We start from the raw sequence: 23,261 nt of genomic DNA, 5'->3' as shown, positions 1-23,261 counted from the left end.
ATCAGGCGTATTAGTTGGAGGAGTAGCCATGTCAACAATTGATGCGAAATCCCGATTCGAAACAAAGCTTCTTCGTCCGGCAAAGCCTGGCGATGATACGTCGTGGGCGTTCGCAGTATTGCCAAGAGACGCGAGTGAACCGCTACCGAGGCGAGGAAGGACGACAGTTGAAGGCACAATCAATGGGCACCCTTTCCAGGCAACCCTTGAGCCGGATGGTCAACTGAGCCATTGGCTGCACGTCAGTAGAGAGTTACTCGAGGCTGCAGGCGCGGCCGTTGGGGATATCGTTACGCTGGAGCTGACCCCTGTGAAGAAGGAACCGGAACCGGATATCCCACAAGATTTTCAGGAAGCACTGGCAGCCACTCCTGAGGCTCGCAAGGTTTGGAACAATACAACGACCATCGCACGAGTAGACTGGATACACTGGATTACTTCAGCCAAACAACTCAAGACACGCGCAAAACGAATTGGTGATGCCTGCGACATGCTTGCATCCGGCAAGAAGCACGTTTGCTGTTTCGACCAGTCCGGCTACTACAGCAAGGCCTTCCGAGCGCCCGAGGCAGAAAATGACTAATTGGAACACTCCGTTGGAGGGTTCGGTCGAGACTTCGCCTGTTATCGAGTGAAGCTTCACCTTTTAAAACCAGGGGATGAAAACGTGCCTTGCTGACTGATCAGTCGAACAAGCCTGTGCAATTCCCCATCACGCCTTGACCCAGCGCTGGCGACTCCAGCTGCTCAGGCCGTCGACCGCAAACACCAACAGCAACATGGCCAGAATCACCGTGCTGGCCTGGGCTTCCTGGAACAGGCTGAGGCTGACATAGAGCATCTGCCCCAAGCCGCCGGCACCAACGAAGCCAAGCACGCTGGCCATGCGGATGTTGTTTTCCCAACGGTACAGAATGTACGCCAGCAACTGGGGGAACAGGTTGGGCAGGGTGCCGTAGCAGAACGCCGAGACGATGTTACCGCCCTGCAAACGAATCGCTTCGGCCGGTTCCGGCGGGGTGTTTTCCAGCGCTTCGGCGAACAGGCGACCGAGTACGCCGGTGGTGTGCATGGCCAATGCCAACGTGCCGGCGTTCGGGCCGAGACCGGCCGCCAACACCATCAACGCGGCCCACACCAGTTCAGGAATGGCGCGCAGGGCATTGAGCACAAGGCGCGACGCGCTCTGCAACGGCCAGCCGAAACGCCCGGCCGCGGGCAGGGCCAATACCAGCCCGAACACCGCCGCCAGCAAGGTGCCCAAGGCGGACATGGCAAGGGTTTCCACAGCACCACGAACGATGGCTTGCAAGTGACCGGCGCTCAGGTCCGGGCTGAGAAAGCGCAGCACGTAAGCGCCCATGTGGTTGAGGTTGCCGCTGCCCGCCAGTTCTCCCAGATCCAGACCCAGGTAGCTGAACGAGGCGATGGCCGCGGCGACGATCAGCGCGATCAGCATCAGGTTGATCAGGCGATTCATGCGAACCTCCAACGCAGCAGGCGGCTGATCTGATCGGCGAACAACACCAGGACAAAGAACGTCAGCAGCATGCTCGCCACTTCACCACCGGCGAACATGCGCAACGACAGATCGATTTGCTGGCCCAGGCCGCCTGCGCCGACGAATCCCATCACCACCGAGGCGCGGATCGCGCATTCCCAGCGGTACACCGTGTAGGACAGCAGCTCCGCCGCCACATTGGGCAGGATGCCGTAGCAGAAGGCGGCCAAGCGACTGCTGCCTGCTTGCAGCAAGGCATGGGCGGGGCGCTGGTCGACCGACTCGAAAATTTCCGCGTAGACCTTGCCGAGCATGCCGCTGTAAGTGATGGCGATGGCCAGCACCCCGGCCGTGGGTCCAAGGCCCACAGCACGGACGAACAGCAGCGCCCAGACGATTTCCGGCACGCTGCGCAGGAAGATCAACAGCCCGCGTACCGGCCAGCGCAGCAATCGACCGAGCAGGCTCGGGCGTCCGCTGCGCGAAGCCGCCGACAGCGACAGCGCCCGACTCGCCAGCAGGCTCGCAGGTACGGCCAACAGCAAGGCCAGGGCCATGCCGGCGGTGGCAATGGCCAGTGTCTGCAAGGTGGCTTGCCACAGCAATTGGAGGAACTCTTCACCATGGGCGGGGGGCCAGAAGGCTGCAACAAAACGGCCCATCTCACTCTGGCTGTCAGCCATGAACAGTACGCCCGGGTCCAGCTCACTGAAACGGATGCCCGGCCACAGCAGCGCAATCGCCAACAGGCTGAGCAGCAACCGAGGCAGGGCGGACGGGTCCCGCGTATCACGCTTCAGCATCGGGGAATCTGCACACTCAAAGGCGCCACGGGAACGGGCGGGGATTGCAGTTGTTCGTTGGCGTAGAGCCCGTCGAGCAGATCGTGATCGACGTCGCTGGCGGGCAGATCGAAAAAGACCTGACCGTCGCGCAAGCCGATGATCCGTGAGAAGTGCGACAGGGCCAGATCCACCGCATGCAGGCTGGCGACCAGCGTCACACGGTGCTCTTTTGCATGGCGACAGAGCGTCGACAGCGTGTGTGCGGCCAAAACAGGGTCCATTGCCGAGACCGGTTCATCGGCCAGTAGCACTTCGGGCGCCTGATACAGCACCCGGGCAATGCCCACACGTTGCAGTTGGCCGCCGGACAGTTGCTGGCACTGGGCGAACAGTTTGTCACCCAGGTCCAGCCGGGCGAGCGCCGCCCGCGCACCGGGAATGTCCAGCGGATGCACCAGATTCAGCAGGCTTTTGGCAAAACCCCACTGACCCAGTTTGCCGGCCAGCACGGCGGTGATCACGCGTTGGCGCGGAGGCAGGGGTGGCGATTGATGCACCAGGCCGATCCTCGCGCGCAAGCGCTGACGCTGGTGGGCGCTGAGCTGCCAGGCTTGCGCGTCGAGCACCTCGATCGCGCCACTGCTCGGGCGCAGGGCGGTGGCCAACAGGTTGAGCAGGCTCGACTTGCCCGCACCGGACGGGCCGATAATCGCCACTTGCTCACCGGCACCGATGTGCAAATCGATAGTGTCCAGCGCACGCACGCCATTGGCGTGCGTGAGGCTGACCTGAGTCAGATGCAAGGTCATTTCAGCAGGTCGGCGGCGCGTGCGGCTTCCTCGATGCCCTTGTAGTTCTCAGGGCTGGTCTCGATGAAACGGCTGGCGGCCTGCAAATCCAGAATCGCTTTTTGCTCCGGATTGGCCGGGTCCAGCGCCAGGAAAGCCTTTTTGATCTTGTCGGCAAGGGCCGGGTCGAGCGTACCGCGTACCGTCCAGTTGTAGTCGAAGTAGGCCGGCGTGGTGGCGAAGACCTTGACCTTGTCGGTGTCGACCTTGCCGGCCTTGACCAGTTTTTCCCAGACGCTGGCATTGAGTACGCCGGCGTCCACTTTGCCGGCCTGGACCCAGGCGACCGTGGCGTCATGGGCGCCCGAGTAACCCACGCGGCTGAACCAGGTTTCCGGCTTGATGCCATCCTTGAGCATGAAGTAACGCGGCATCAGGCTGCCCGAGGTGGAGGATACCGAACCGAAGGCGAAGGACTTGCCCTTCAAGTCGGCCAGGGATTTGACGTTCGGGTCGGCGGTGATGAATTTGCTGGTGAACTGGGCATCTTGTTCACGCTGAACCAGGGGAATGGCGTTGCCGGTTTTCAGTCGCGCCTGCACGAAGGTGAAGCCGCCCAGCCAGGCCATGTCGATGCGGTCGGTGGCCAACGCTTCGACCACGGCGGGGTAGTCGGATACCGGGACGAACTCGACCTTCATGTCCAGCTGCTTCTCCAGGTATTCGCCCAGCGGCTTGAATTTGCGCTGCAGTTCGGTGGGGGCTTCGTCAGGAATGGCGCTGACTTTCAGGGTGTCGGCAGCCTGCGCCAACAAGGAGGAAAGGGACAAGGTCAGGCCGACGGCCAATGCCAGGGTACGTTTGAGCATGAAGTTCTCCGGTTCAATAGCGGAAAAATGTCGATGCGCCCCGCACAAGCTGATTGCGACACGACGCTCCGTGAGGTTAGACGAAAACGCCGCGATTATAGGGACTCTTGCGGGGTTGACCAGCCTTCGGCCTGCAGTCAGCGCGTAAAATCGGAGGGAGGGCGTTCGCTCGTGATGACGCAGTGGCGCTTGCGACTGTCAGCTTGCAGACCGGCACTCCCACAGGGATTTTCAATGAACACGCGTAATGTGTGCGCTAAAAATCCACTGCAGGAGCGAGCCTGCGCGCGATAACGGCGCCGGTCAGGCCACCCGGATCTCAGATCCGAAAACTCCCCACCAACTGATTCAACCGCCCGGCCTGCTGCTCCAGCTCGGTGCAAGCGCGTAATGTCGATTGCAGATTCTCCACCCCTTGCAGGTTCAGGGTGTTGATCCGGGTGATGTCGACATTCAACGCCTCGACCACTGCTGTCTGTTCCTCGGTAGCCGCCGCGACCGACTGGTTGACGTTGTCGATCTCGCCGATGCGTTGGGTCACGCTGCCCAGGCAGGTGCCGGCGAGGTTGGCGATGGTCACGCTTTCTTCGCTGTGCTGTTGGCTTTCGGTCATGGTGGCGACCGAATCCCGTGCGCCCACTTGCAGCTCTTCGATCATCTGCTGGATTTCCAGCGCCGAGGTCTGGGTGCGTCCGGCCAGACTGCGCACTTCGTCCGCCACCACCGCAAAACCACGGCCCGCTTCACCGGCCCGCGCCGCTTCAATCGCGGCGTTGAGCGCCAGCAGGTTGGTTTGCTGGGAAATGCCCTTGATCACTTCGAGGATCTGCCCGATGTTCACGGTCTTGTCGTTGAGCACTTCGATGTTGGCGCACGACGCACGGATTTTGCCGGACAGCTCATTCATTACTTCGATCGTGCGCTCGACCACCTGGCGTCCATCTTCGGCTTGTTGGCGCGCGGAGGATGCCTGTTGCGAAGCATCGGAGGCGTTATGGGCGATCTCCTGGGCGGCTGCACCCAGTTGGTTGATGGCCGCCGCCACGCTGTTGGTGCGGGTGGATTGATCGTCGAAATTGCTCAGGGACGAGTTCGACGCCACCAGCACGCGCCGGGCGCCTTCATTGACGCCCACTGCCGCGCAGGCCACTTCGCGCATCGAGTGGTGAATGCGCTCGACAAAGCGGTTGAAGGCAGTCGCCAGTTGGCCGATTTCATCCCGCGATTGCACTTGCAGGCGACGAGTCAGGTCGCCTTCACCAAGGGAAATGTCTTCCATGACCCGGGTCAGCACTTGCAGCGGCCGGGTGATGCGCAGCGCTGTGTACCAGATCAACAGCAGGCCGAGCAGGGCAGAGCCGCCACCGAGCAGCAGTTCCAGTGCGGTGCTTTGCACGCCTTGAGCGTCGAGTTCTTTTTGCAGCGTGGTGACCGGTGCCAGCAACACGCTCTGCGGTACACCCACCAAAACGCCCCACGGCGCAGCCCCGGCAATCGGCGCCAGTGGTTCAAGGACCTTGATCTGCTGCGCGTCGACAAACACCTTCGGTTGCCCTTGTCGCAAGCTGTCCAACACCTCGGCATTGTCCATCGGCTGACCGAGGCGACTAACGTCCTGGCTATTGGCAGAAATCACACCGCGCGGGCTGACGATGCTGATCTGGCCATTGCCATCAAACAGTTCGTGGGCGCTGGCTTCACTGTTTTGTTGCAAGGCAGCGAGGTTGATGTCGAGACCGACGACGGCGATGACTTTGCCGTTTTCCAGCAGCGGGAAGGCAACGCTGGTCACCAGTTTGCGACTGCCCGATGCCTCGTCGAAATACGGCTCCAGCACACAGGCCTGACGGGTGTCGCGGGCACAGGTGTAGAAAGCGTTGTACGGCGCGCCGCTCGGCCCCGGTTCGGTGTTGGCGAGCAGGCCTTCATCGCCGATGACCGCTTGCAGTTCACCGGGCTTGCTTTGCACCCAATACAGGGCGAAGCGCCCGGTTTCGTTGCTGCCAAACGCGGCCTGACCGACGAAACCGGCGTCGGCGCCATCCAGTCCATCGGGTTCGAAAATGACATAAAGCCCGAGCAGGTCGGGCTTGTCGATGAGTGCCTGATGAAGCTGGGTGCTCAGCTCCTGGCGCAGTTGTTGGCGGGTCAGATTGCCCTGGTGTTGCAGTTGTCGCAGGTAGAGCAAATAACGCGATAAACCCTGGCCGTATTCGTGGGTCTGCATGAAAGTGCGCTGCACTTGCATGGCCTGGACCGTACCGAGGGCTTGCATGTGTTCCTTGGCGGCGCTGGCGAGCATGTCGCTGCTGGCCTCGGCCACTTGCTGGCTGCTCTGGTGGGTTTGATAAAGCGACAATCCCATCAACAAGCCCACGACCAACAGCAGGCAGAGACCGGCGAGCAGGGCGATCTTGCTCTGGATCGTCAGGAATGTTTTGTGCATTGGAAATACCTTTTTCCACGTGGGCAATGGCAGGTCCACTGCCCACGGCCGAGATTAGAAACCGGTGGCGAACACCACTTGGGCGTAGACGTTCTGGTCGTTGTTACCCAGTTGGGTACCACCGTTTTCAGCGCTCTTGTCTGCTTGGTAGATACCCACCAGCGGCATTACGGTCAGGTGGTCGTTGACATGCCATTCGGCGTACAGGTCGACTTCGTGGCCATCGGTGTTGCCGAGGTTGCGGTCGATGGTGTCGAAGTTGAAGTACATCGCGCCAACGCTCAGGTTTTCCAGCGGCGCGACTTTCAGCGTGACGTTCTGGATGCGCGAGTTGCTGTTGAACGGCCCGGCGTAGTTGCCCGCCACTTCGCCCTGGAACCAGGTGCCGTAGCCACGGCTGAAACCGTAGAACAGGGTGTCGTAGCCTTCCGAGAAACGGCTGTAGCGGTAGCTGGCGCTAGGTGTCCAGACCGCATCGGAGAAGGTCCAACCCGCTTCCAGGTACCAGGCGTCTTCGCTGGACGTGTGAGGTTTGTCCTGCTTGGCGTATTCACCGGACAGGAACAGGTCTTTGACTCCGGCGTTGCCCGCCGCCCGCAGGCTGTAGGTTTTCATGCCGTCGCGTTCGAGCTGGATCGGCGAGGCGTATTGTTCGTCGACATCGGTGGTGTCGACGTAGGTCAGGCCAACCGTACCGGCTTCGGCCACGTGCTCCAGGGTGCCGACGTACATTTCGGTCATCGCCTGGCCGCGGTTGTTGGACTTGAGCCACATCAGGTCACTGCGCCAGCCTTCCTTGCCGCCGATACGCAGCACGGCCGTCTCGTCGAATGCCTTGCGTGCCGCCAGGTAGTAGGCGCCGCCACGGTTGAATTCGCCGTCGGCCAGGCCTTTACCCAGGTTCAGTGCGTCGCCGTCGATCAGGAAACCGTCGCCGACCACGATGTTCTGACGACCGAAAGACACGTCGATGCCATCACTGCCCAGCGCGCCGATCAGATCGGCCGAGCGCCAGCCGAGGTAGGCGTCTTCGAACTTGGTGGTGCGTTCCGAACCATCGCTGAATCCTGCGGCGTCGCCGTCGCCCCAGGTGCCGGAACTGAGCATGTTCCCCGCGCCGTATGCGGTACCCATCCCGCCCAGGCCTTGATCGAAGCTCAAGCCGTATTTGATGTAGCCCTCGCGCCACGACGAGTTGCCTTCTTCCAGGCGACCGGACAGGGCGTAGTTTTCCTGGCTGTGGAAAATGCCGAACACGGCTTCCAGGGTAGCGTTCAGGTGGCTGGCGTCATCGGCGTAGAGTTCATAGGCACCGGCATTACCGGCACTGATCATCAGCGCGAGCGTCGAGAGACGAAGCAAGGGGGACTTGAGCATGGTGTGACATCCGTTCTTGTTCTTGAGCGCAGGTTTGCGGTCTGTCCGGATACTACGGCGCGACTTTTATTTGTCCTTTTCCCTGTTTGCCAATTAGTTGGTTGTGCATGCCAGATTGCATGGCGTGTTGCCATGCCGTCAGGTTTTGGTGCGCTGGTTGGAGCATTGCGCCGTTATCGCGCACGCTTTTGCCTGGCGGTCGTGAAGTTTGTTGGCGGCGCAGGGCGGGAACGAAAAGTGCAGGGCGCCTCGCAGCGAATAATGCGATGGATGAGGCTGTGATGAGCAATGCACAACAGGACGAGCGCTTTGATCAGTGGCTCGACAAGGTCAATCAGGTCTGCGGGCGTTTCGGTGCGAATCTGTTGGGCGGGCAGTTCGCCGGCTCCATCGATGAGTACCGCAGCGGTGAACTGAAGATGAGTTTCGTCGACGTGTCCCAGGCCTGTCTGTTCCGCACGCAGCATGAGATCGATCAGGGCGAGGGCGCGCATTATTACGCGGCGTTTCAGCTGGCCGGAGAGGCCGTGATGGAGCAGCAGGGCAGTTGCATCACCCTGATGCCGGGGGATATCACGCTGATCGATTCCACGCGCCCGAGCAACTTTGTGTACCGCAACAACGCCCGTCAGTTGTCCTTGATCCTGCCCCGCGAGCGAGTGGAGCAGCAGCTGCGCTTCACCACGGTCAAACCGGCGCAGCGCATACCGGCCTCGACGCCTATGGCGGGGCTGGCCAAGCGCCTGATTCTCGGTTCCACGGAACAGGGCCTCAGCCACGCCGAAAGCGAAGCGACGCTGGACGCCGTGATCAGCCTGCTGCGCCCGGCGATGGGTGCGAGCGACGCGGATGACTCCCCGCAGGCACGCACTTTCCGCAAGGCCTTGCGCTTTATTGATGAGCATATCGCTGACGAAGCACTGTGCCCGGAATGGCTGGCGACCCGGATTGGCGTCTCGGTGCGCGGCTTGTACCGGTTGTTTTCCCGACACGGCCTGGTGGTCGCGCAATACGTGAAAAACCGGCGCCTCGACCTCTGTGCCGAACAACTGCGCCATGCCTGGGGCGAGGGCAAGCTGTGTGCGCTGGGCTATGAATGGGGCTTCAACGATTCGAGCTATTTCTCCACGGCATTCAAGGCGCGGTTTGGCGTTTCGCCGGGTGAGTATCGCAAGCGGTATGCGAGCTGACTTATCCGGTCAGGCTTTTTCAAAGCAATGGCAAAAAAAGATGAAAGAGCACAAAAAATAAATTCTCTGAAAAATCGGACGTTTCCTGCTTCGTCCTACAGATGGATGACGGTCAGCACCGTTCGCTGTGTTTCAGTGGGTAGTCAACTTTGACGCCTGTTTTCAATGTCTTGAAAAAAACATCGCTGATGCTGTTTTAAGTTTGTGTTGTTGGACAAAGTGTCTTTCCTGAAATCTTGTGGGAGGTGTCTTTTATTGTTGAGTGAAAGTGCCTACGCGCAAAAAAATCTTCTCTTGCACACTTCTTCTGAAGTCATTAGATGTAGGCGTGTCACTTGATTCGAGTGGTGCTTCCTCTAATCGGCGAGTACTCAATAATGAAATGCGAATATTTTCGAAGTGTTCCTTGTTTTGACGATGAGTTTGAACATGGCTCATTACTGAGCATAGCCGCACTCTCAAAAGCGCAAAGCGGAATTGCAGATCGGGGAGGGGGCGGCCTGGATGCTCTACCCGACCCTGCAAAGGGACTTCCTAATGTTAAATATGCCTGGCTACGAAATACTTGATTTTGATTCTGGTACTTCAGAAACTTCTAAGGGTGGCAGGTCGATAAATCGGTCGCCTCCATTGCTGGGAGCACTGGCCAAGTTGAATCGCTATAAAAATATGCCGGCGGATGAACTTGATGAGGTGTTGTCAGAACATGGCTTAAAGCCAGAAGCGGACTACGACATTCTGGAACTAACATACTGAGGACAACCGCGGCCTTGCGCTAGGTCCATTAAAGGTCACCGTCCGGCAGGGCGGCCGCAATCTGGCACAACCGCCAACACAACTGGCACGCAGGGCAAAACCTGCGTGTCGGCGACCACCGACAATCCCTACCAACCTGTCGAAGCACCGTTGCCTCGGCATTTTTAGTGTTGGCGCTCGTCTGCTGACGGGTGCGTGGATTTTCAAGGTCGTTTCCTATGTTCACCTCGTTGCGTTTGTCTTTGGTTGGTTTGCTGTCCTTCACCCTGGCTCAAGCGGTCGTTGCTGCCGAGTGTGTGCCGGACACGCGCCGTGGCGCTGAAGTGTTCGCTAATGAATGCGGCGTCTGCCACGCGGTGAGCAAGGGCACGATGGGCATGATGGGGCCGAACCTGTCGGGTGTTTACGGGCGCAAGTCGGGCTCGCTGGAAGGCTTCAGCTACTCCCAGGCCATGCGTGACAAAGACATCAGCTGGCAGGCCGAGAACATTGCGCAACTGATCACCCAACCCCAGGCCTTCGTGCCCGGCACCTATATGCCGTACATGGGCCTGGCATCCGCCGACGATCGCCAGGCGGTCGTGTGCTTCCTCAAAGAACAACACTGATCAGGCGGATTACCGACTGACAACCAACCACCCCCTGTAGGAGCTGGCTTGTCGGGTCGCCGCATCGTAGCGAAGGCGGCCTTGAGTCTTGCACCGTCAGCCAAAACGCTTTCGCCGGCAAGCCGGCTCCTACAATTGAACGAAAGGTGATTCATGAGCAACGTTGAAATTCTGCCGCAGGTTGTTGCATTCCTCGAACGCGAGCATGGCTGCTTCATCGACGGGCAATGGGTACTTGCCGAAGGCGACCGTATCGCCGTGGTCAACCCGGCCACCGGGAAAACCCTGTGCGAAACCCTCGATGCGCCGCTGGACATCGTCGAGCGCGCCGTGCAGTCGTCGCACAAGGCTTTCAAATCCGGTGTGTGGTCGAGCCTGCGCCCGGCCGACCGTGAGCGCATCCTGCTGAACTTCACCCGTCTGGTCGAAGAGCACGCCGAAGAACTGGCCCAGCTGGAAACCCTGAGCCAGGGCAAGTCAATCAACATGGCCCGTGCGCTGGACCTGAACGCCACCGTGGAATTCATGCGCTACATGTCCGGTTGGGCGACCAAGATCGAAGGCCAGACCTTCGACGTGTCGATCCCGCTGCCACCGGGTGCCAAGTTCACCGCGTTCACCAAGCGTGAGCCAGTGGGTGTGGTGGTCGGCATCGTGCCGTGGAACTTCCCGCTGCTGATCGCCGCGTGGAAACTCATGCCGGCGCTGGCCACCGGTTGCACCGTGATCATCAAACCCGCAATGGAAACCCCGCTGACCGCCATGCGCCTGGCCGAACTGGCTCTGGAAGCCGGCATTCCGGCTGGCGTGTTCAACGTCGTCACCGGTGGCGGTGCTTCGGTCGGTGGCGTGCTGACAGCGCACCCGCTGGTGAGCAAAGTCTCCTTCACCGGCTCCACGGCTGTAGGCAAAAGCGTCGGCGTGGCGTGCATGGCGAACATGACACGTTTCTCCCTGGAACTGGGCGGCAAGAACCCGATGATCGTGCTCGCCGATGCCGACATCGAAAAAGCCGTACAAGGCGCGATCCTTGGCGGTCTGCTGAACAACGGCCAGGTGTGCGCGGCAGCCTCGCGTTTCTACGTGCACCGCTCGATCCACGACCAATTCGTTGAAGCCCTGGCGGCGGCTGTTTCGTCGATGCCGATCGGCGACGGCATGAACTGCGAAGCCGCGATCAACCCGCTGGTGTCGCGCAAGCAACAACAAAGCGTGCTCAAGCACATCGAACTGGCCCGTCAGGAAGGTGCGCGCGTCGTGACCGGTGGCGAGTTGCTGGAAGGCGATGGCTTCTTTGTGCAGCCGACCATTCTGGCTGACATCGACCACAGCATGGCCATGGCCCGTGAAGAAGTGTTCGGTCCGGTGTTGGGTGTGATGCCATTTGACGATGAAGACGCCGTCATCGAACTGGCCAACGACAACCGCTACGGCCTGGCCGCCAGCCTGTGGACCAACGACCTGGGCAAAGCCATGAACCTGGTGCCGCGCATTGAAGCCGGTACGGTGTGGGTCAACGCCCACGTACTGCTCGACCCGGCCATGCCATTCGGCGGCGTCAAGCAATCGGGCATGGGCCGCGAGTTCGGTCGTGCGGTGATCGAGGCTTATACCGAGCTTAAATCGGTGTGCATCGCGCATTGATGAGCCTGTAGGTGCTGTCGAGTGTAACGAGGCTGCGATCTCTTGATCTTGATGTAAAAAACAAGATCAAGAGATCGCAGCCTTCGGCAGCTCCTACGGGGATGTGCGTTACGCCGCTGGCGGTTTCGCCAGTTCGATCCCGGCGGCGCCCAGCCGCTTGAGAATTTCAAACAACAGTTCGCTCTTGATCGCCCCGACCATGCGCGGGCTACCGACGTAACCGGTGATGGTCAACGTGATGCCTTCGGGCTTGAGTTGGCTGAAACGCACGAACGACGCCGGTTTTTCCAGGATGGACTCGTGTTCGGTGTAAGTGTCGAGCAGCAGGTTGCGCACTTGCTCCGGGTCGATATCCAGCGGGAACATCAACTCCAGTGTCGCCACCCCTTGGGCGCTGCCGCCGAGCGTGACGTTACGCAAGTTCTGCGAAATCAGCTGCGAGTTGGGCACAATCACGATCGAGCGGTCGGCGAGCTGGATTTCCGTGGCGCGTACGTTGATCCGCCGAATGTCCCCCTCGACCCCGCTGATGCTGATCAGGTCGCCAACTTTCACCGGGCGCTCGGTCAACAGGATCAGACCGGAGATGAAGTTCTTGACGATCTCTTGCAGGCCGAAGCCGATACCCACCGACAAGGCGCTGACGATCCACGCCAGGTTGGTCCACTTGATCCCCAGCGACGACAGTGTCAGCAGCACCACCGAGGCATAACCGATATTGGCGAACAGTGTGCTCAGCGAGGCGCACATGCCCGGGTCCATTTCGGTTTTCGGCAGGAACTCGTTGTCCAGCCAACGGCGTAACGAGCGAATCAGGTAGATGCCGATCACCAGGGCGAGAAAGGCGTGCAGCAGGTTGTCCGGGACGATGTTGAGCTTGCGCAGCCCTTCGCCGCCAAGGATGGACAGGGTGTTGGTGACCAATTGACCGAGGGTTGTGCCGATCCCCCCGACAAACAGGGCGATGATTGCAATCAGCATCAGCGCGGCGCGACCGGCGCCGGACAGCACAGTGCAGATCTGTTCCAGGCGTGGGTTGCCGATACCCAGCAGTTGTTTGATGGACTTGCCGGTGGGTTGTCTGGGTGAAAATACATACTCGCAGGTGTCGGTATACACCTGGGTGAGCATGTAGAAACCCGCGGAAATGATGTAGATCCATACCAGTTCGTAGGTGATGAACCTGGCCAGCGTCACGTAGCCGATGAACAGGGCGAACAGGGAAACCACTACGGAAACGCCGGCAAACGCATAAATCAGCCCTGCGAATGTCGTTACGCCCTCGGGGGCTTCACCCGCCGCCGCGAGCGTGCGGCGGATCTTGCTGACGTGCAACAGCAGAGAGCCGATCACCAGTGTGACCACCAGGGCGACGATGCCCCGACCAAACAGTACGATCTCGGAACTCATACCGGTGACATTGCCCATCTGCACCAGCGTGACCAGCAACAGCAACAGGCCGGCCAGTATTTTCGGGTAGGGCTCGATCTCCAGCGCCACGGGGTCGGCAATGGCGGGCAGGCGCCACGTAGGGTGTTGAGTCGAGAGCAGGGCACGGCTCAATCCGGTGATCAGTACACAGGTATACGCCAGTTTTTCCAGGTATTCGGCCAGATCGGCAACCAGCGGTGTATAAGGCAACTGGCGAGTGCCGGCAAAATGCAGGAGTTCCAGGGCAGCGCCCGCGGTCAATACGGTGGCCATGACCGAGGCCAGGGCGAGGGAACTACGGCGCAATCGTCCCTCCGGCATTCTGTGAATGCACACCCAGGTCAACGCCCGGTCGGCGAGTCTTCGCCCCACGGTCCATATGATCAGGGCCAGCAATAGCAGGCCCGTCGTGATCAAGCGCTGACCAGGTTGCCAGGCGGCCTGATGCGTAGCTTTGAGCTGTTCGATAAGGGCACTGAACCGTTGACGGTCGTCCTGCGGCAGATCGAACAAGGGTGACCAGAAACGTGGATTGAGGATGCTGCTGGTCTTCTGGGTGACCTCGATTTCCAGCAAGTTGCGCCGGATGCCGGCGATCTGGGTGATGAGATCGGCAGCATTTTGTTTCAGCGTCGCCAGGGTTTTGAGCTGGTTGTCGATCCTGTGCTTCTGCTCGCTCAGCGTGGCTCTTTGTGATGCCATGGCTGATGTGATCAACCCGCCTTCATCGCTCGATACCGGGCCCAGCACATTGAGTTGGGCCTGCAATTGAGCCTGTTCGGGCAACAGCGCTGTCGTCAGGCGATCCACTTCCTGGATCAGCGCCTGCACCACATTTTGCGAACCTTCCAGCTGGGTGTAGTTGGCGGCCAGGGAAACCTGCTGCTTGAGATTGTCGAGCTGGTTTTGCAGCGTCTGTAAATCGCTGTCGGAAATGCTGACGGAGGCCGGGGCTACGCGGTCGGCTGGCGCGTCCAGTGAGGTCGCGGCTGACACCATCGGACCGTGCAGTCCCAATAGCGCGATGACGACGAACATCACTGATTTCAATGCATTGCACATAGGCGTGCTCGATGGATGTTGGGTCACTGAACCTAAGAGGTTAGGTCATGACACGCATTCTTGAGCGTTTTCGATCGAACAGGCACAGTTTCAGGTGGAAGATGTCGTTGGTGACGAAGTCATGAGGGGGCGCAAAACATCATCAAGCCGCCCGGGACGATCAACAGCAGGGCGGCGACCGACCCGGGCAGGAGGTGCCGGCCGAGGGCAGGCGGTCCTCGGCGCCATGGCCTACGCTTGTCCGCAGGCCAATGTTCAAATGAGCCGCAGAGACTTGCGCATCGATGGACAAGCGGCACCTATAAAAACAGTTCATTCGGGAGAGTCACTCATGTCCGTTTTGCTCCGTCGATTCAGTCAGTTTGTGGCGGCTGGCGTCACCGCGGCGGCTCTCGTCACGCCTGCCTTTGCGTTGGATACCGTCAAATTCATGGCCCCGGGCTCGGTCGGTGGTGGTTATGACCAGACCGCACGGGTACTGGGCAAAGCGTTGATCGAAGCCAGTGCCGCGAAATCCGTGACCTTCGAAAACAAAGGCGGCGCTGGAGGAACACTCGGCCTGGCGCAGTTTGCCAACAGCACCAAGGGCGATCCGAATGCGTTGCTGGTGGTGGGTGCGATCATGGTTGCGGGCATCGAGCAGAACAAACCGCAAATCACCTTGAAGGATGTGACACCGATTGCCCGGTTGTTCACCGAGTACAACGTGCTGGCCGTGCGCAAGGAGTCCGAATTCAAGACCCTCGACGACCTGATCAAAGCTTTCAAGGACAAACCGACCCGCATCACCTGGGGCGGTGGCTCCAAGGGTTCGATTGACCACATCGGCATCGCCGAGCTGGCGGGCAAACTGGATGTCCCGGTCAACAAGGTGAACTACGTGGCCTTTGGCGGAGGCGGTGAAGTGGTTGCCCAGGCGCTGGGTGGCCAACTCAAGGTGATCACAGGCGGTTACGCCGAGTTGGGTCAATACATCAAGGCCGGACAATTCCGTGTTCTGGCCATCGGCGCGCCGGAACGGGTCCCCGGGATTGATGCACCGACGCTCAAGGAAAGCGGCTACGACGTGATCATCGGCAACTGGCGCGGTGTATACGGGGCGGCGGGCCTCACGCCCGAGCAGCGTAAAGAAGTGACCGACGCGGTGGTCGCCGCCAGCAACAGCAAAATCTGGCAGGACAACATCCAGACCAATGCGTGGACACCGAGCGTGCTGACCGGCGATGACTTCGGCAAGTTCGTCGATGAGGAGCACGTACGGTTGCGCGCCATGCTGGTCAAGGTCGGGCTGCTTTGAAATGACCGGTGTGCGTAGTGTCGTACCGGCGCAGATGGCGATCAGCCTGGGCCTGATCGCCATCAGCAGCGTGCTCGCGCTGGGCGCGTTTCACTTTCCGCCGGAAATGGGCTTCGTCATCCTCCCGGCCTACGTTTATCCCTATGCGGTTGCGGCGTTTCTCGGCGTAGTGGGCGTGTTGCTGGGGTATCAGGCGATCACCGGTGGCTTTCGCGAACTGGACAACGCCCAAACCGTCACCGTGCCGGGTGGCAAAGCCGGCGCGGTGTGGGTCACGGCCGGCCTTCTCGGTGTAGCGCTGCTGATCAACGTCATCGGCTTCGTATTGGCCGCCGGGTTGTTGTTTGTCTGTGCGGCACGAGGTTTTGGCAGCCGCCATCCGATTCGGGACCTGGCCATCGGCATTGCCTTGACCCTGCCGATCTACTGGCTGTTCAACGCCGGACTCGGCGTGTCTCTGCCGCCGCTGATCAATGCCTGGATTTGAACGCAGAGCGACACCGTAAACATTCCTGCATGCCTGGGATGGTGCGGCGCACCGTATCCCGCGGCGGTAGATAATCAAGCGTCTTCAGGTCGTTTATGCAATTGAGCTTTCAAGCACTTTCCCGTTCGATCACCAGACACTCCAGCAGATTTATCCGCTGCACCTCGTCCTCCACCGGCAGCACTCCCAGGCTTTGCAGCACTCGCGTCGCTGCCATGACACCAATCTGCAGGGCAGGTGGTTTGATGGTACTCAAACTCGGTAGCAGCATTTCAGCAAACGGGTAATCGCCAAACCCAAGCACCGCACAGTCTCCGGGAATACTCAGCCCTGTGCGTTGCCCCGCCAGCAATCCGCCGGCTGCGAGATTGTCGTTGGCAAAGATGATGGCATCCGGTGGAGCAGGGGCCTGCATGAGCGCTTCCATCGCCTGTTTTCCGGCTTCAAACGGCGCCAGACCCACCGGCGGCGCAAACACCCACGGCTCCAGGCCCAGTTGGCGAACACAGTTGATGTAGCCATCGCGGCGCTCCAGCGCACTGAAATCACCGGCGGCACTGTTCTGCACAAAGGCCATTCGCCGATAACCCTTGTCATGCAGGTAGCGCGCGGCTGTCACGCCCACGTCAAAGTGCGAAAAGCCGATCTGCATCGGCCCGCGCTCCGGTTGGTAGTCCCAGGTTTCAATCACCGGGATGTCCGCTTCAGCGATCATTTTTTCGGTGCCAACGCTGTGAAAGTGACTGGTCAATACCAACGCCGCCGGCGACCAGCCAAGGAACGCCCGCACCGCACTTTCTTCCTGTTCGACACTGAAATAACTCGACGCCAAAAGCAGCTGATAACCGTTGCGACTGAGCGTGTCGCTGAAACCCTGAATAGTGTCGGCGAAGATCGGCCCGGAAATGTTCGGGATCACCATCCCGACGATTTTGCCGCGTGCCGAGGCTAATCCTCCGGCCACCAGGTTTGGCACGTAGCCCAATTGCGCGACCACGGCAGCGATGCGCTCGCGTCGCTCAGGCGATACCTGTTCCGGCTGGTTGAAAAAACGCGAAACGGTGATGGCCGAGACACCGGCCTGTCGCGCCACGGTGTTGAGGGTAACGCGGCCGGCGCCTCGGCGTTTACGAGGTAAATTTTCGCTCAACTCGCAATCCTTTTAAAAACTAAAAGATATATAAAACTAATTTATTAGTATTTGACGATCTATGTAGCGGTTGTTGATACTGTCGATGTTAGCGCTACCAAGGCGTTTTGTCTGCTACTCGCTCGAGCGAATGCCCAAGACATATTTCAGACGCTGTCGTCGCAGAACGGCAGCGGTTCAGGGCACACTTTCGAGCGGGTAGACCATGGGCAATTTTCCTGGGGCAAGAAACACATTGGCGCATTCGATTCGCGCTGCGGGGTGGTTATTTACCGGCTTGGCCGTGTTGCCGTCTGGTAATGCGTTCGCCGCCGACAACAGTGAGCCGACGCTTACATCCGTCACAGTCACCGCGACTCGTCGCGAAGAATCGCTGCAAAAAATCCCGGTGGCGGTGTCAGTCGTCGATGGCGAGCAGCTGGAGCGAGACAACCGTAACAGCGTATCGAGCATCGTCCAGCAAGTACCGTCGCTGAATTTTCGTACCGGTGCTTCGAACAAGGACACCTCGTTGTTCGTGCGTGGAGTGGGGACGATCTCCACTTCCCCTGGCGTTGAACCGACCGTGGCTACCGTGATCGATGGCGTGGTCTACGCTCGCCCTGGTCAAACGACCCTCGACCTGCTGGATCTGGAACGGATCGAAGTCCTGCGTGGCCCGCAAGGTACGCTGTTCGGCAAGAACGCTTCGGCCGGCGTACTGAACATCATCAGCCGGGCACCGACCGCCGAAACCCGCGGTTACATAGACCAGTCCAACTACAGTGGCAACGAAAGCCGTACCCGTTTCGGTCTTGGCGGCAGTCTGATTCCAGACACCTTGAAGGGCTCGATCACCACCTTGTTCGGCAGCTATGACGGCAACGTCGATAACGAGCACAACGGTCAGGAGGTCAATGGCTACAACCACAAAGGCGCACGCGGCAAACTGGAGTTCACGCCTGACGCTGACCTCAAGTTCACCTTCATCGCGGACTACATGCAGTCCCATGACGATGCACCCAATGGTGTAGTCAGCGAGTCGCTGACGCCGGCCTTTGCCAATGCGTTGAACCCGGTGCGAGCGTCCAGCGATAACCGCAAGATCAACACTGACACGCGCACCCACGTCGAAGACATCAACAAAGGCCTCTCTGGCCAACTTGACTGGAGCCTGGGTAATTACACACTGACTTCGATCACGGCGTGGCGTGGCTGGGATAACACCCAATATCAGGATGGCGATCGCCTGAGTACCGTCACCGCCGCATTTCCAGGCACCGCCGACAGAGGCGATCTGGCCTTCGATCAGTACTCGCAGGAGCTTCGCCTGGCATCACCGAAGGGGGAGTTCCTGGAGTACGTGGGTGGCCTGTTTTACATGCACGGCAAGGACGATGAAACGTATCAGCGCACGTTGACCACTCCCACGAGCGTCAACCGTGGTGTCGCCGATTACGGCACCACCAACGATAGCTATGCGGTGTTTGGTGAAAGCACGTTGAACTTCACATCGACCTTTCGCGGTATCGCCGGCCTGCGCTGGACGCATGACGATCTGGAGTACGATCACCGTCGGGTCTCCACTTCAGCGACCGCCGTCACCGGCATCCAGCCGGGCACCAGCAGTTCCGGATCAGTGGACGAAGACGGCTGGTCGGGTCGACTTGGCCTGCAGTACGACCTGAGCGACACGGTCACCAGCTATCTGACCTATTCACGTGGTTACAAAGGACCGGCCTACAACGTGTTCTTCAACATGCAGCCGCGTGATACCGACGCGCTGAAGCCGGAAACATCCAACAACTGGGAGCTGGGAGTCAAAGCGACGTCCTGGAATAACCGCCTGGTCACCAACGTCGCGGTGTTCCACAGCGAGTACGACAATTACCAGGCGAACTTCTTCGATACCGTGGCAGGGCAAGTGGTGACCCGTCTGATCAACGCCGGCAGTGTCAGTACCGAAGGCGTCGAACTCGATTACGCGTTGCAGGCCACCCGGCAACTGAAGTTTTCCGGCGCGCTGGCGTACACCCATGCACGCATCGACGAGTTTGCCTGTCCGTCGGGTGCCGCCGCGTCGTGCAACGTCAATGGCAAGCCGCTTCCGTACAGTCCGGACTGGAAGAGCTACGTGCGCGCCGACTACAGCATCCCGTTGGATAACGGTCTGGATGTCGAACTGGGTACCGACTACAGCTGGCAGAGTGAAGTGCAGTACGACATCAGCCAGAACCCCGACACCAAACAGGGCGCATTCGGGATCTGGAATGCCAGCATCGCGCTGGCTGATTACAACAACGGCTGGCGCGTGGCGCTACTGGGCAAAAACCTCGCCGACAAGTCCTATTCACCGATGCTGGCCACTGGCGGCAGCTACATCTACCGCGCGGTGCCACGGGACGACGAACGCTACTTTGGTGTGCAACTGCGCAAGGACTTCTGAACATGACTCGACAGCTCAAACTGGGAGCCTTTCTAATGGCCGGCGGGCACCACATCGCCGCCTGGCGACACCCCGAAGTGTCGGCCGACGCCGGACTGGATTTCGCCCATTACAGACATCTGGCGCAGATTGCTGAAGCGGCGAAGTTTGACGCCTTGTTCCTCGCCGATAACGTCGCCGCGCCCAGAGATGAGATTGCCAGCCGTATGGCGCGCTCGGATTCCTTTGAGCCACTGACGTTGCTGTCAGCCTTGAGTGTGGTCACCGAACACATCGGTCTGATCGCCACGACCACCACCAGCTACAACGAGCCGTACCACGTAGCGCGTAAATTCGCTTCCTTGGATCACCTGTCCGGCGGGCGAGCGGGGTGGAATCTGGTGACCTCGGATAACGCTGCCGAAGCGCAAAATTTCGGCCGGGACGAACACATTGGGCACGCGGATCGCTACAGCCGCGCTCGCGAGTTCCATCAGGTGGTCACGGGGCTGTGGGACAGCTGGGACGACGACGCGTTTATCCGCGACAAGACCAGCGGCGCCTATTACGATCCGGCCAAGCTGCATGTGCTGGATCATGTCGGTGAGCACTTCCGGGTGAAGGGCCCGCTGAATGTTGCGCGCTCCCCGCAAGGGCATCCGGTGATTGTGCAGGCCGGATCTTCCGAGGCCGGACGCGATCTGGCGGCGCAAACGGCGGAGGTGGTATTCACGGCGCAAACGTCGTTGGCCAATGCCCAGGCGTTTTACGCCGATCTCAAGGGCCGTTTGGGCCAGTACGGCCGTAGCCACGATTCGATGAAAATCATGCCCGGCGTTTTTGTCGTGGTCGGGTCAACTGAAGAGCAAGCGCAGGAAAAGTTTCAAACCTTTCAGCGATTGGTCGAACCTGAAGTTGGCGTTGCTCTGCTTGGGCGTATGCTGGGCAATTTCGACCTGTCGAAGTATCCACTGGACGGGCCGCTCCCGGACTTGCCGCTCACAGAAAGCGGCCAGCAGAGCCGGCAGAAACTGCTGACCGAGTTGGCTGGACGGGAAAACCTCAGTCTCGCCGAACTGGGTAGAAAAATTGCTGGTGGTCGCGGTCATTACAGTCTGGTGGGCACACCGGTGCAGATCGCCGACCGACTGCAGCAATGGTTCGAACAAGGTGCGGCCGATGGCTTCAACGTACTGGTGCCGCACCTTCCTGGTGGTCTGGAGGATTTCGCCAACGAAGTAGTGCCGGAGCTGCAACGTCGAGGGCTTTTCAGAACCGAGTACGAAGGCCGTACTTTGCGCCAGAACCTGGGGCTGGACAGACCATCAAACAAATTCATACGGCCGCCTCAACACCCATTTGCGGACAACCAGGAAAAAACGCTATGACTTACATCGCTGCCCAAAACCGCTACGACTCCATCCCTTACCGCCGCGTGGGTCGCAGCGGCCTGGTACTGCCGGCGCTGTCCCTGGGGCTGTGGCACAACTTCGGCGACAGCACACCGCTCGACACCCAGCGTGCGTTGCTGCGCACGGCGTTCGATCTGGGCATTAATCATTTCGACCTGGCCAACAACTACGGCCCGCCGTATGGCAGCGCCGAGATCAACTTTGGCCGTCTGCTGCGTGAAGATTTCAAGCAGTACCGCGACGAATTGATCATCTCCAGCAAGGCCGGTTGGGACATGTGGCCCGGCCCTTACGGTCAGGGCGGCGGCTCGCGCAAGTACGTGTTGGCCAGCCTCGATCAGAGTCTGCAACGCCTGGGCCTGGAGTATGTGGACATTTTCTACTCTCACCGATTCGACCCCGATACGCCGCTGGAGGAAACCGCCAGCGCGCTGGCGACTGCGGTGCAGCAGGGCAAGGCACTGTACATCGGGATTTCGTCCTATTCCGGGGTGAAAACCCGTGAAATGGCGGCGTTGCTCGAAGCGTGGAAAGTGCCGCTGCTGATTCACCAGCCGGCCTACAACCTGCTCAATCGCTGGGTGGAAAAAGACCTGCTGGATACCACCGACGAACTCGGCACCGGTGTGATTGCCTTCACCCCGCTGGCCCAGGGCTTGCTGACCGACAAATACCTGAACGGCGTGCCGGCGGATGCGCGGGTCAACCGTCCGGGCGGTGGTTCGTTGCAGGCGTCGCACTTGTCCGAGGCCAACATTTCCCACGTGCGGGCACTCAACGAAATCGCCAGGCGTCGTGGCCAGAGTCTGGCGCAGTTGGCGCTGGCCTGGACCCTGCGTGATCCTCGGGTCACTTCGGCATTGATTGGTGCGAGTCGGCCGGAGCAGATCATCGAGAACGTCGGGGCGTTGAAGAACCTCAGTTTCAGCGCGCAGGAACTGGCGGAGATTGACCGATTTGCCCGAGAGGGCGGGATCAATCTTTGGGAAAGGCCGTCGACTGCTGAATAAATAAGCCCAACTCAGGCGTTCTCCCGGATTTCAAACAACGAGACAAAGATGACATTTCTAAAAGTTTTTTTTACGGGGTTAGCACTGTTCAGTCTGACAAACTCGGTAATGGCAGCAGACCCTGCAACCCTGAGAATCGGCTACCAGAAAGGCTCGATTGCCTTATTACTCGCTAAAGAGCACGGGCTTTTGGAGAAGCGTTTTCCTCAAACGGCAGTGCAGTGGATTGAATTTCCTGCCGGGCCGCAGATGCTGGAAGCGATCAACGTCAATGCGCTGGACATCGGCTCCACCGGGGACATCCCGCCGCTGTTCGCGCAGGCGGCGGGAGCCGATCTGGTCTACATCGGCACCGAGCCGCCAAAACCACAAGCGGAAACCATACTGGTGCGCGCAGACAGCTCGCTAAAAAACATTGCCGACCTGAAAGGCAAAAAGGTGGCTTTTCAGCGAGGGTCCAGTTCACACAACCTGATACTGAGGGCGTTGAACAAGGCCGGATTGAGCTACCAGGACATCCAGCCAATGAACCTGCCACCCGCCAATGCGCGTGCAGCCTTCGAACAAGGCAGCGTCGATGCCTGGGCAATTTGGGAGCCTTACTCTTCGCTTGCCTTGAGTCAGGGCAATGTTCGCGTGCTGGCCAACGGCGAAGGTTTGAACCTGTCAGGTCCGGTGTACACCGCACGACGCGCCTACGCGAAAGCCAATGGTTCTTTTGTCCACGCGCTGCTCAATGAGTTGACTGGCGCCGAAGGGCTGACCCGCAGCCAGCGGGAAGAAAGCCTGAAGGTGGTAAAAAAATACATGGGACTGCCCGACGATGTGATTGCCAGTTACCTGGATAATCGGCCGCCTTCGCCAATATTGCCGATTGATGAAAGCATCATCAGCGCGCAGCAAATGACGGCCGACCTGTTTTATCAAAACAAGCTTTTGCCCAGGAAAGTCGATGTGCGTGAGGCGGTATGGAACGAGTCTGATTGAGTGCAGAACGGGCAATCTACAGAAGTCCAATACGTCTGCATCTGCGCAAGAGCCCTG

At 59.6% G+C, this 23,261-nt stretch carries 18 protein-coding genes and 2 pseudogenes; 11 read left to right on the top strand and 9 right to left on the bottom strand.

What is annotated here, in order from left to right; genetic code table 11:
* Positions 1 to 28 precede the first annotated feature (28 nt).
* Positions 29 to 583: a YdeI/OmpD-associated family protein gene (locus AD668_RS27420; RefSeq protein ID WP_053164194.1), complete on the top strand. Its 555-nt coding sequence runs from the start codon at positions 29 to 31 to the stop codon at positions 581 to 583.
* A gap of 129 nt (positions 584 to 712) precedes the next feature.
* Here AD668_RS27420 and phnE read toward each other — a convergent pair whose 3' ends face one another.
* From phnE to AD668_RS27390, 7 genes and pseudogenes are all read right to left on the bottom strand, one after another.
* Positions 713 to 1,480: a phosphonate ABC transporter, permease protein PhnE gene (gene phnE / locus AD668_RS27415; RefSeq protein WP_053164192.1), complete on the bottom strand. Its 768-nt coding sequence runs from the start codon at positions 1,478 to 1,480 to the stop codon at positions 713 to 715.
* On the bottom strand, positions 1,477 to 2,304 hold the full coding sequence (locus AD668_RS27410; RefSeq protein WP_053164190.1) for an ABC transporter permease: 828 nt from the start codon (positions 2,302 to 2,304) through the stop codon (positions 1,477 to 1,479). Before AD668_RS27410 ends, phnE begins: the two co-directional genes overlap by 4 nt.
* Positions 2,298 to 3,095, bottom strand: a complete 798-nt coding sequence (locus AD668_RS27405) for a phosphonate ABC transporter ATP-binding protein (protein WP_053164187.1) — start codon at positions 3,093 to 3,095, stop codon at positions 2,298 to 2,300. Before AD668_RS27405 ends, AD668_RS27410 begins: the two co-directional genes overlap by 7 nt.
* Positions 3,092 to 3,943: a putative selenate ABC transporter substrate-binding protein gene (locus AD668_RS27400; protein WP_053164186.1), complete on the bottom strand. Its 852-nt coding sequence runs from the start codon at positions 3,941 to 3,943 to the stop codon at positions 3,092 to 3,094. The genes AD668_RS27405 and AD668_RS27400 overlap by 4 nt, the downstream gene beginning before the upstream one ends.
* A 319-nt stretch (positions 3,944 to 4,262) precedes the next feature.
* A pseudogene (locus tag AD668_RS30430) lies at positions 4,263 to 4,859 on the bottom strand (methyl-accepting chemotaxis protein); the annotation flags it as partial.
* Positions 4,860 to 5,120: 261 nt separating this feature from the next.
* Positions 5,121 to 6,170 (bottom strand): annotated as a pseudogene (locus AD668_RS30425) (HAMP domain-containing protein); the annotation flags it as partial.
* Between the two features lie 273 nt (positions 6,171 to 6,443).
* Positions 6,444 to 7,766 carry a hypothetical protein gene (locus AD668_RS27390; RefSeq protein WP_053164182.1) on the bottom strand — a complete coding sequence of 441 codons (1,323 nt, stop codon included), beginning with the start codon at positions 7,764 to 7,766 and terminating at the stop codon, positions 6,444 to 6,446.
* Positions 7,767 to 8,047: 281 nt separating this feature from the next.
* On the opposite strand from AD668_RS27390, the gene feaR reads away from it, so the two are divergent.
* The 4 genes from feaR to AD668_RS27370 all read left to right on the top strand — a co-directional run bounded on the left by feaR (position 8,048) and on the right by AD668_RS27370 (position 11,964).
* The gene (gene feaR / locus AD668_RS27385; RefSeq protein ID WP_053164180.1) at positions 8,048 to 8,956 is read left to right on the top strand and encodes a transcriptional regulator FeaR; all 909 of its coding nucleotides are present in this window, start codon (positions 8,048 to 8,050) and stop codon (positions 8,954 to 8,956) included.
* Positions 8,957 to 9,493: 537 nt separating this feature from the next.
* Entirely contained in the window at positions 9,494 to 9,712 is a 219-nt protein-coding gene (locus tag AD668_RS27380; RefSeq protein ID WP_256220801.1) for a hypothetical protein, read from the top strand.
* 218 nt (positions 9,713 to 9,930) lie between these two features.
* Positions 9,931 to 10,320 (top strand): cytochrome c family protein, encoded by a 390-nt coding sequence (locus tag AD668_RS27375; RefSeq protein ID WP_053164178.1) that lies wholly within the window; start codon positions 9,931 to 9,933, stop codon positions 10,318 to 10,320.
* Positions 10,321 to 10,473: 153 nt separating this feature from the next.
* Positions 10,474 to 11,964 carry an aldehyde dehydrogenase family protein gene (locus tag AD668_RS27370; protein ID WP_053164176.1) on the top strand — a complete coding sequence of 497 codons (1,491 nt, stop codon included), beginning with the start codon at positions 10,474 to 10,476 and terminating at the stop codon, positions 11,962 to 11,964.
* 108 nt (positions 11,965 to 12,072) lie between these two features.
* Here AD668_RS27370 and AD668_RS27365 read toward each other — a convergent pair whose 3' ends face one another.
* Positions 12,073 to 14,457, bottom strand: a complete 2,385-nt coding sequence (locus tag AD668_RS27365) for a DUF3772 domain-containing protein (RefSeq protein WP_053164175.1) — start codon at positions 14,455 to 14,457, stop codon at positions 12,073 to 12,075.
* 331 nt (positions 14,458 to 14,788) lie between these two features.
* On the opposite strand from AD668_RS27365, the gene AD668_RS27360 reads away from it, so the two are divergent.
* Complete coding sequence (locus AD668_RS27360; RefSeq protein WP_053164173.1) at positions 14,789 to 15,754, top strand: tripartite tricarboxylate transporter substrate binding protein; 966 nt, start codon at positions 14,789 to 14,791, stop codon at positions 15,752 to 15,754.
* Position 15,755: 1 nt separating this feature from the next.
* Positions 15,756 to 16,241 carry a tripartite tricarboxylate transporter TctB family protein gene (locus tag AD668_RS27355; RefSeq protein WP_053164171.1) on the top strand — a complete coding sequence of 162 codons (486 nt, stop codon included), beginning with the start codon at positions 15,756 to 15,758 and terminating at the stop codon, positions 16,239 to 16,241.
* A 109-nt stretch (positions 16,242 to 16,350) separates the two neighbouring features.
* Here AD668_RS27355 and AD668_RS27350 read toward each other — a convergent pair whose 3' ends face one another.
* Complete coding sequence (locus AD668_RS27350) at positions 16,351 to 17,391, bottom strand: LacI family DNA-binding transcriptional regulator (RefSeq protein WP_053164169.1); 1,041 nt, start codon at positions 17,389 to 17,391, stop codon at positions 16,351 to 16,353.
* A gap of 205 nt (positions 17,392 to 17,596) precedes the next feature.
* Between AD668_RS27350 and AD668_RS27345 the strand changes: the two genes are divergently transcribed.
* From AD668_RS27345 to AD668_RS27330, 4 genes are read left to right on the top strand one after another with little or no spacing between them, the layout of a single operon-like run.
* A complete protein-coding gene (locus tag AD668_RS27345) occupies positions 17,597 to 19,816 on the top strand; it encodes a TonB-dependent receptor (RefSeq protein ID WP_053164167.1) in 2,220 nt (739 codons plus the stop codon).
* Between the two features lie 2 nt (positions 19,817 to 19,818).
* Complete coding sequence (locus AD668_RS27340) at positions 19,819 to 21,183, top strand: LLM class flavin-dependent oxidoreductase (RefSeq protein WP_053164165.1); 1,365 nt, start codon at positions 19,819 to 19,821, stop codon at positions 21,181 to 21,183.
* On the top strand, positions 21,180 to 22,217 hold the full coding sequence (mgrA, locus tag AD668_RS27335) for an L-glyceraldehyde 3-phosphate reductase (RefSeq protein ID WP_053164163.1): 1,038 nt from the start codon (positions 21,180 to 21,182) through the stop codon (positions 22,215 to 22,217). The genes AD668_RS27340 and mgrA overlap by 4 nt, the downstream gene beginning before the upstream one ends.
* A 48-nt stretch (positions 22,218 to 22,265) precedes the next feature.
* Positions 22,266 to 23,204, top strand: coding sequence for a sulfonate ABC transporter substrate-binding protein (locus tag AD668_RS27330; RefSeq protein WP_053164161.1), 939 nt, complete (start codon positions 22,266 to 22,268; stop codon positions 23,202 to 23,204).
* Positions 23,205 to 23,261: the final 57 nt, after the last annotated feature.

The sequence above is a fragment of the Pseudomonas sp. P1.8 genome (assembly GCF_001269805.1).
In the GTDB taxonomy this organism is placed as follows: Bacteria; Pseudomonadota; Gammaproteobacteria; order Pseudomonadales; family Pseudomonadaceae; genus Aquipseudomonas.
The sequence above is the reverse complement of the archived record's forward strand: the minus strand, read 5'-3'. Positions and strand labels throughout refer to the sequence as shown.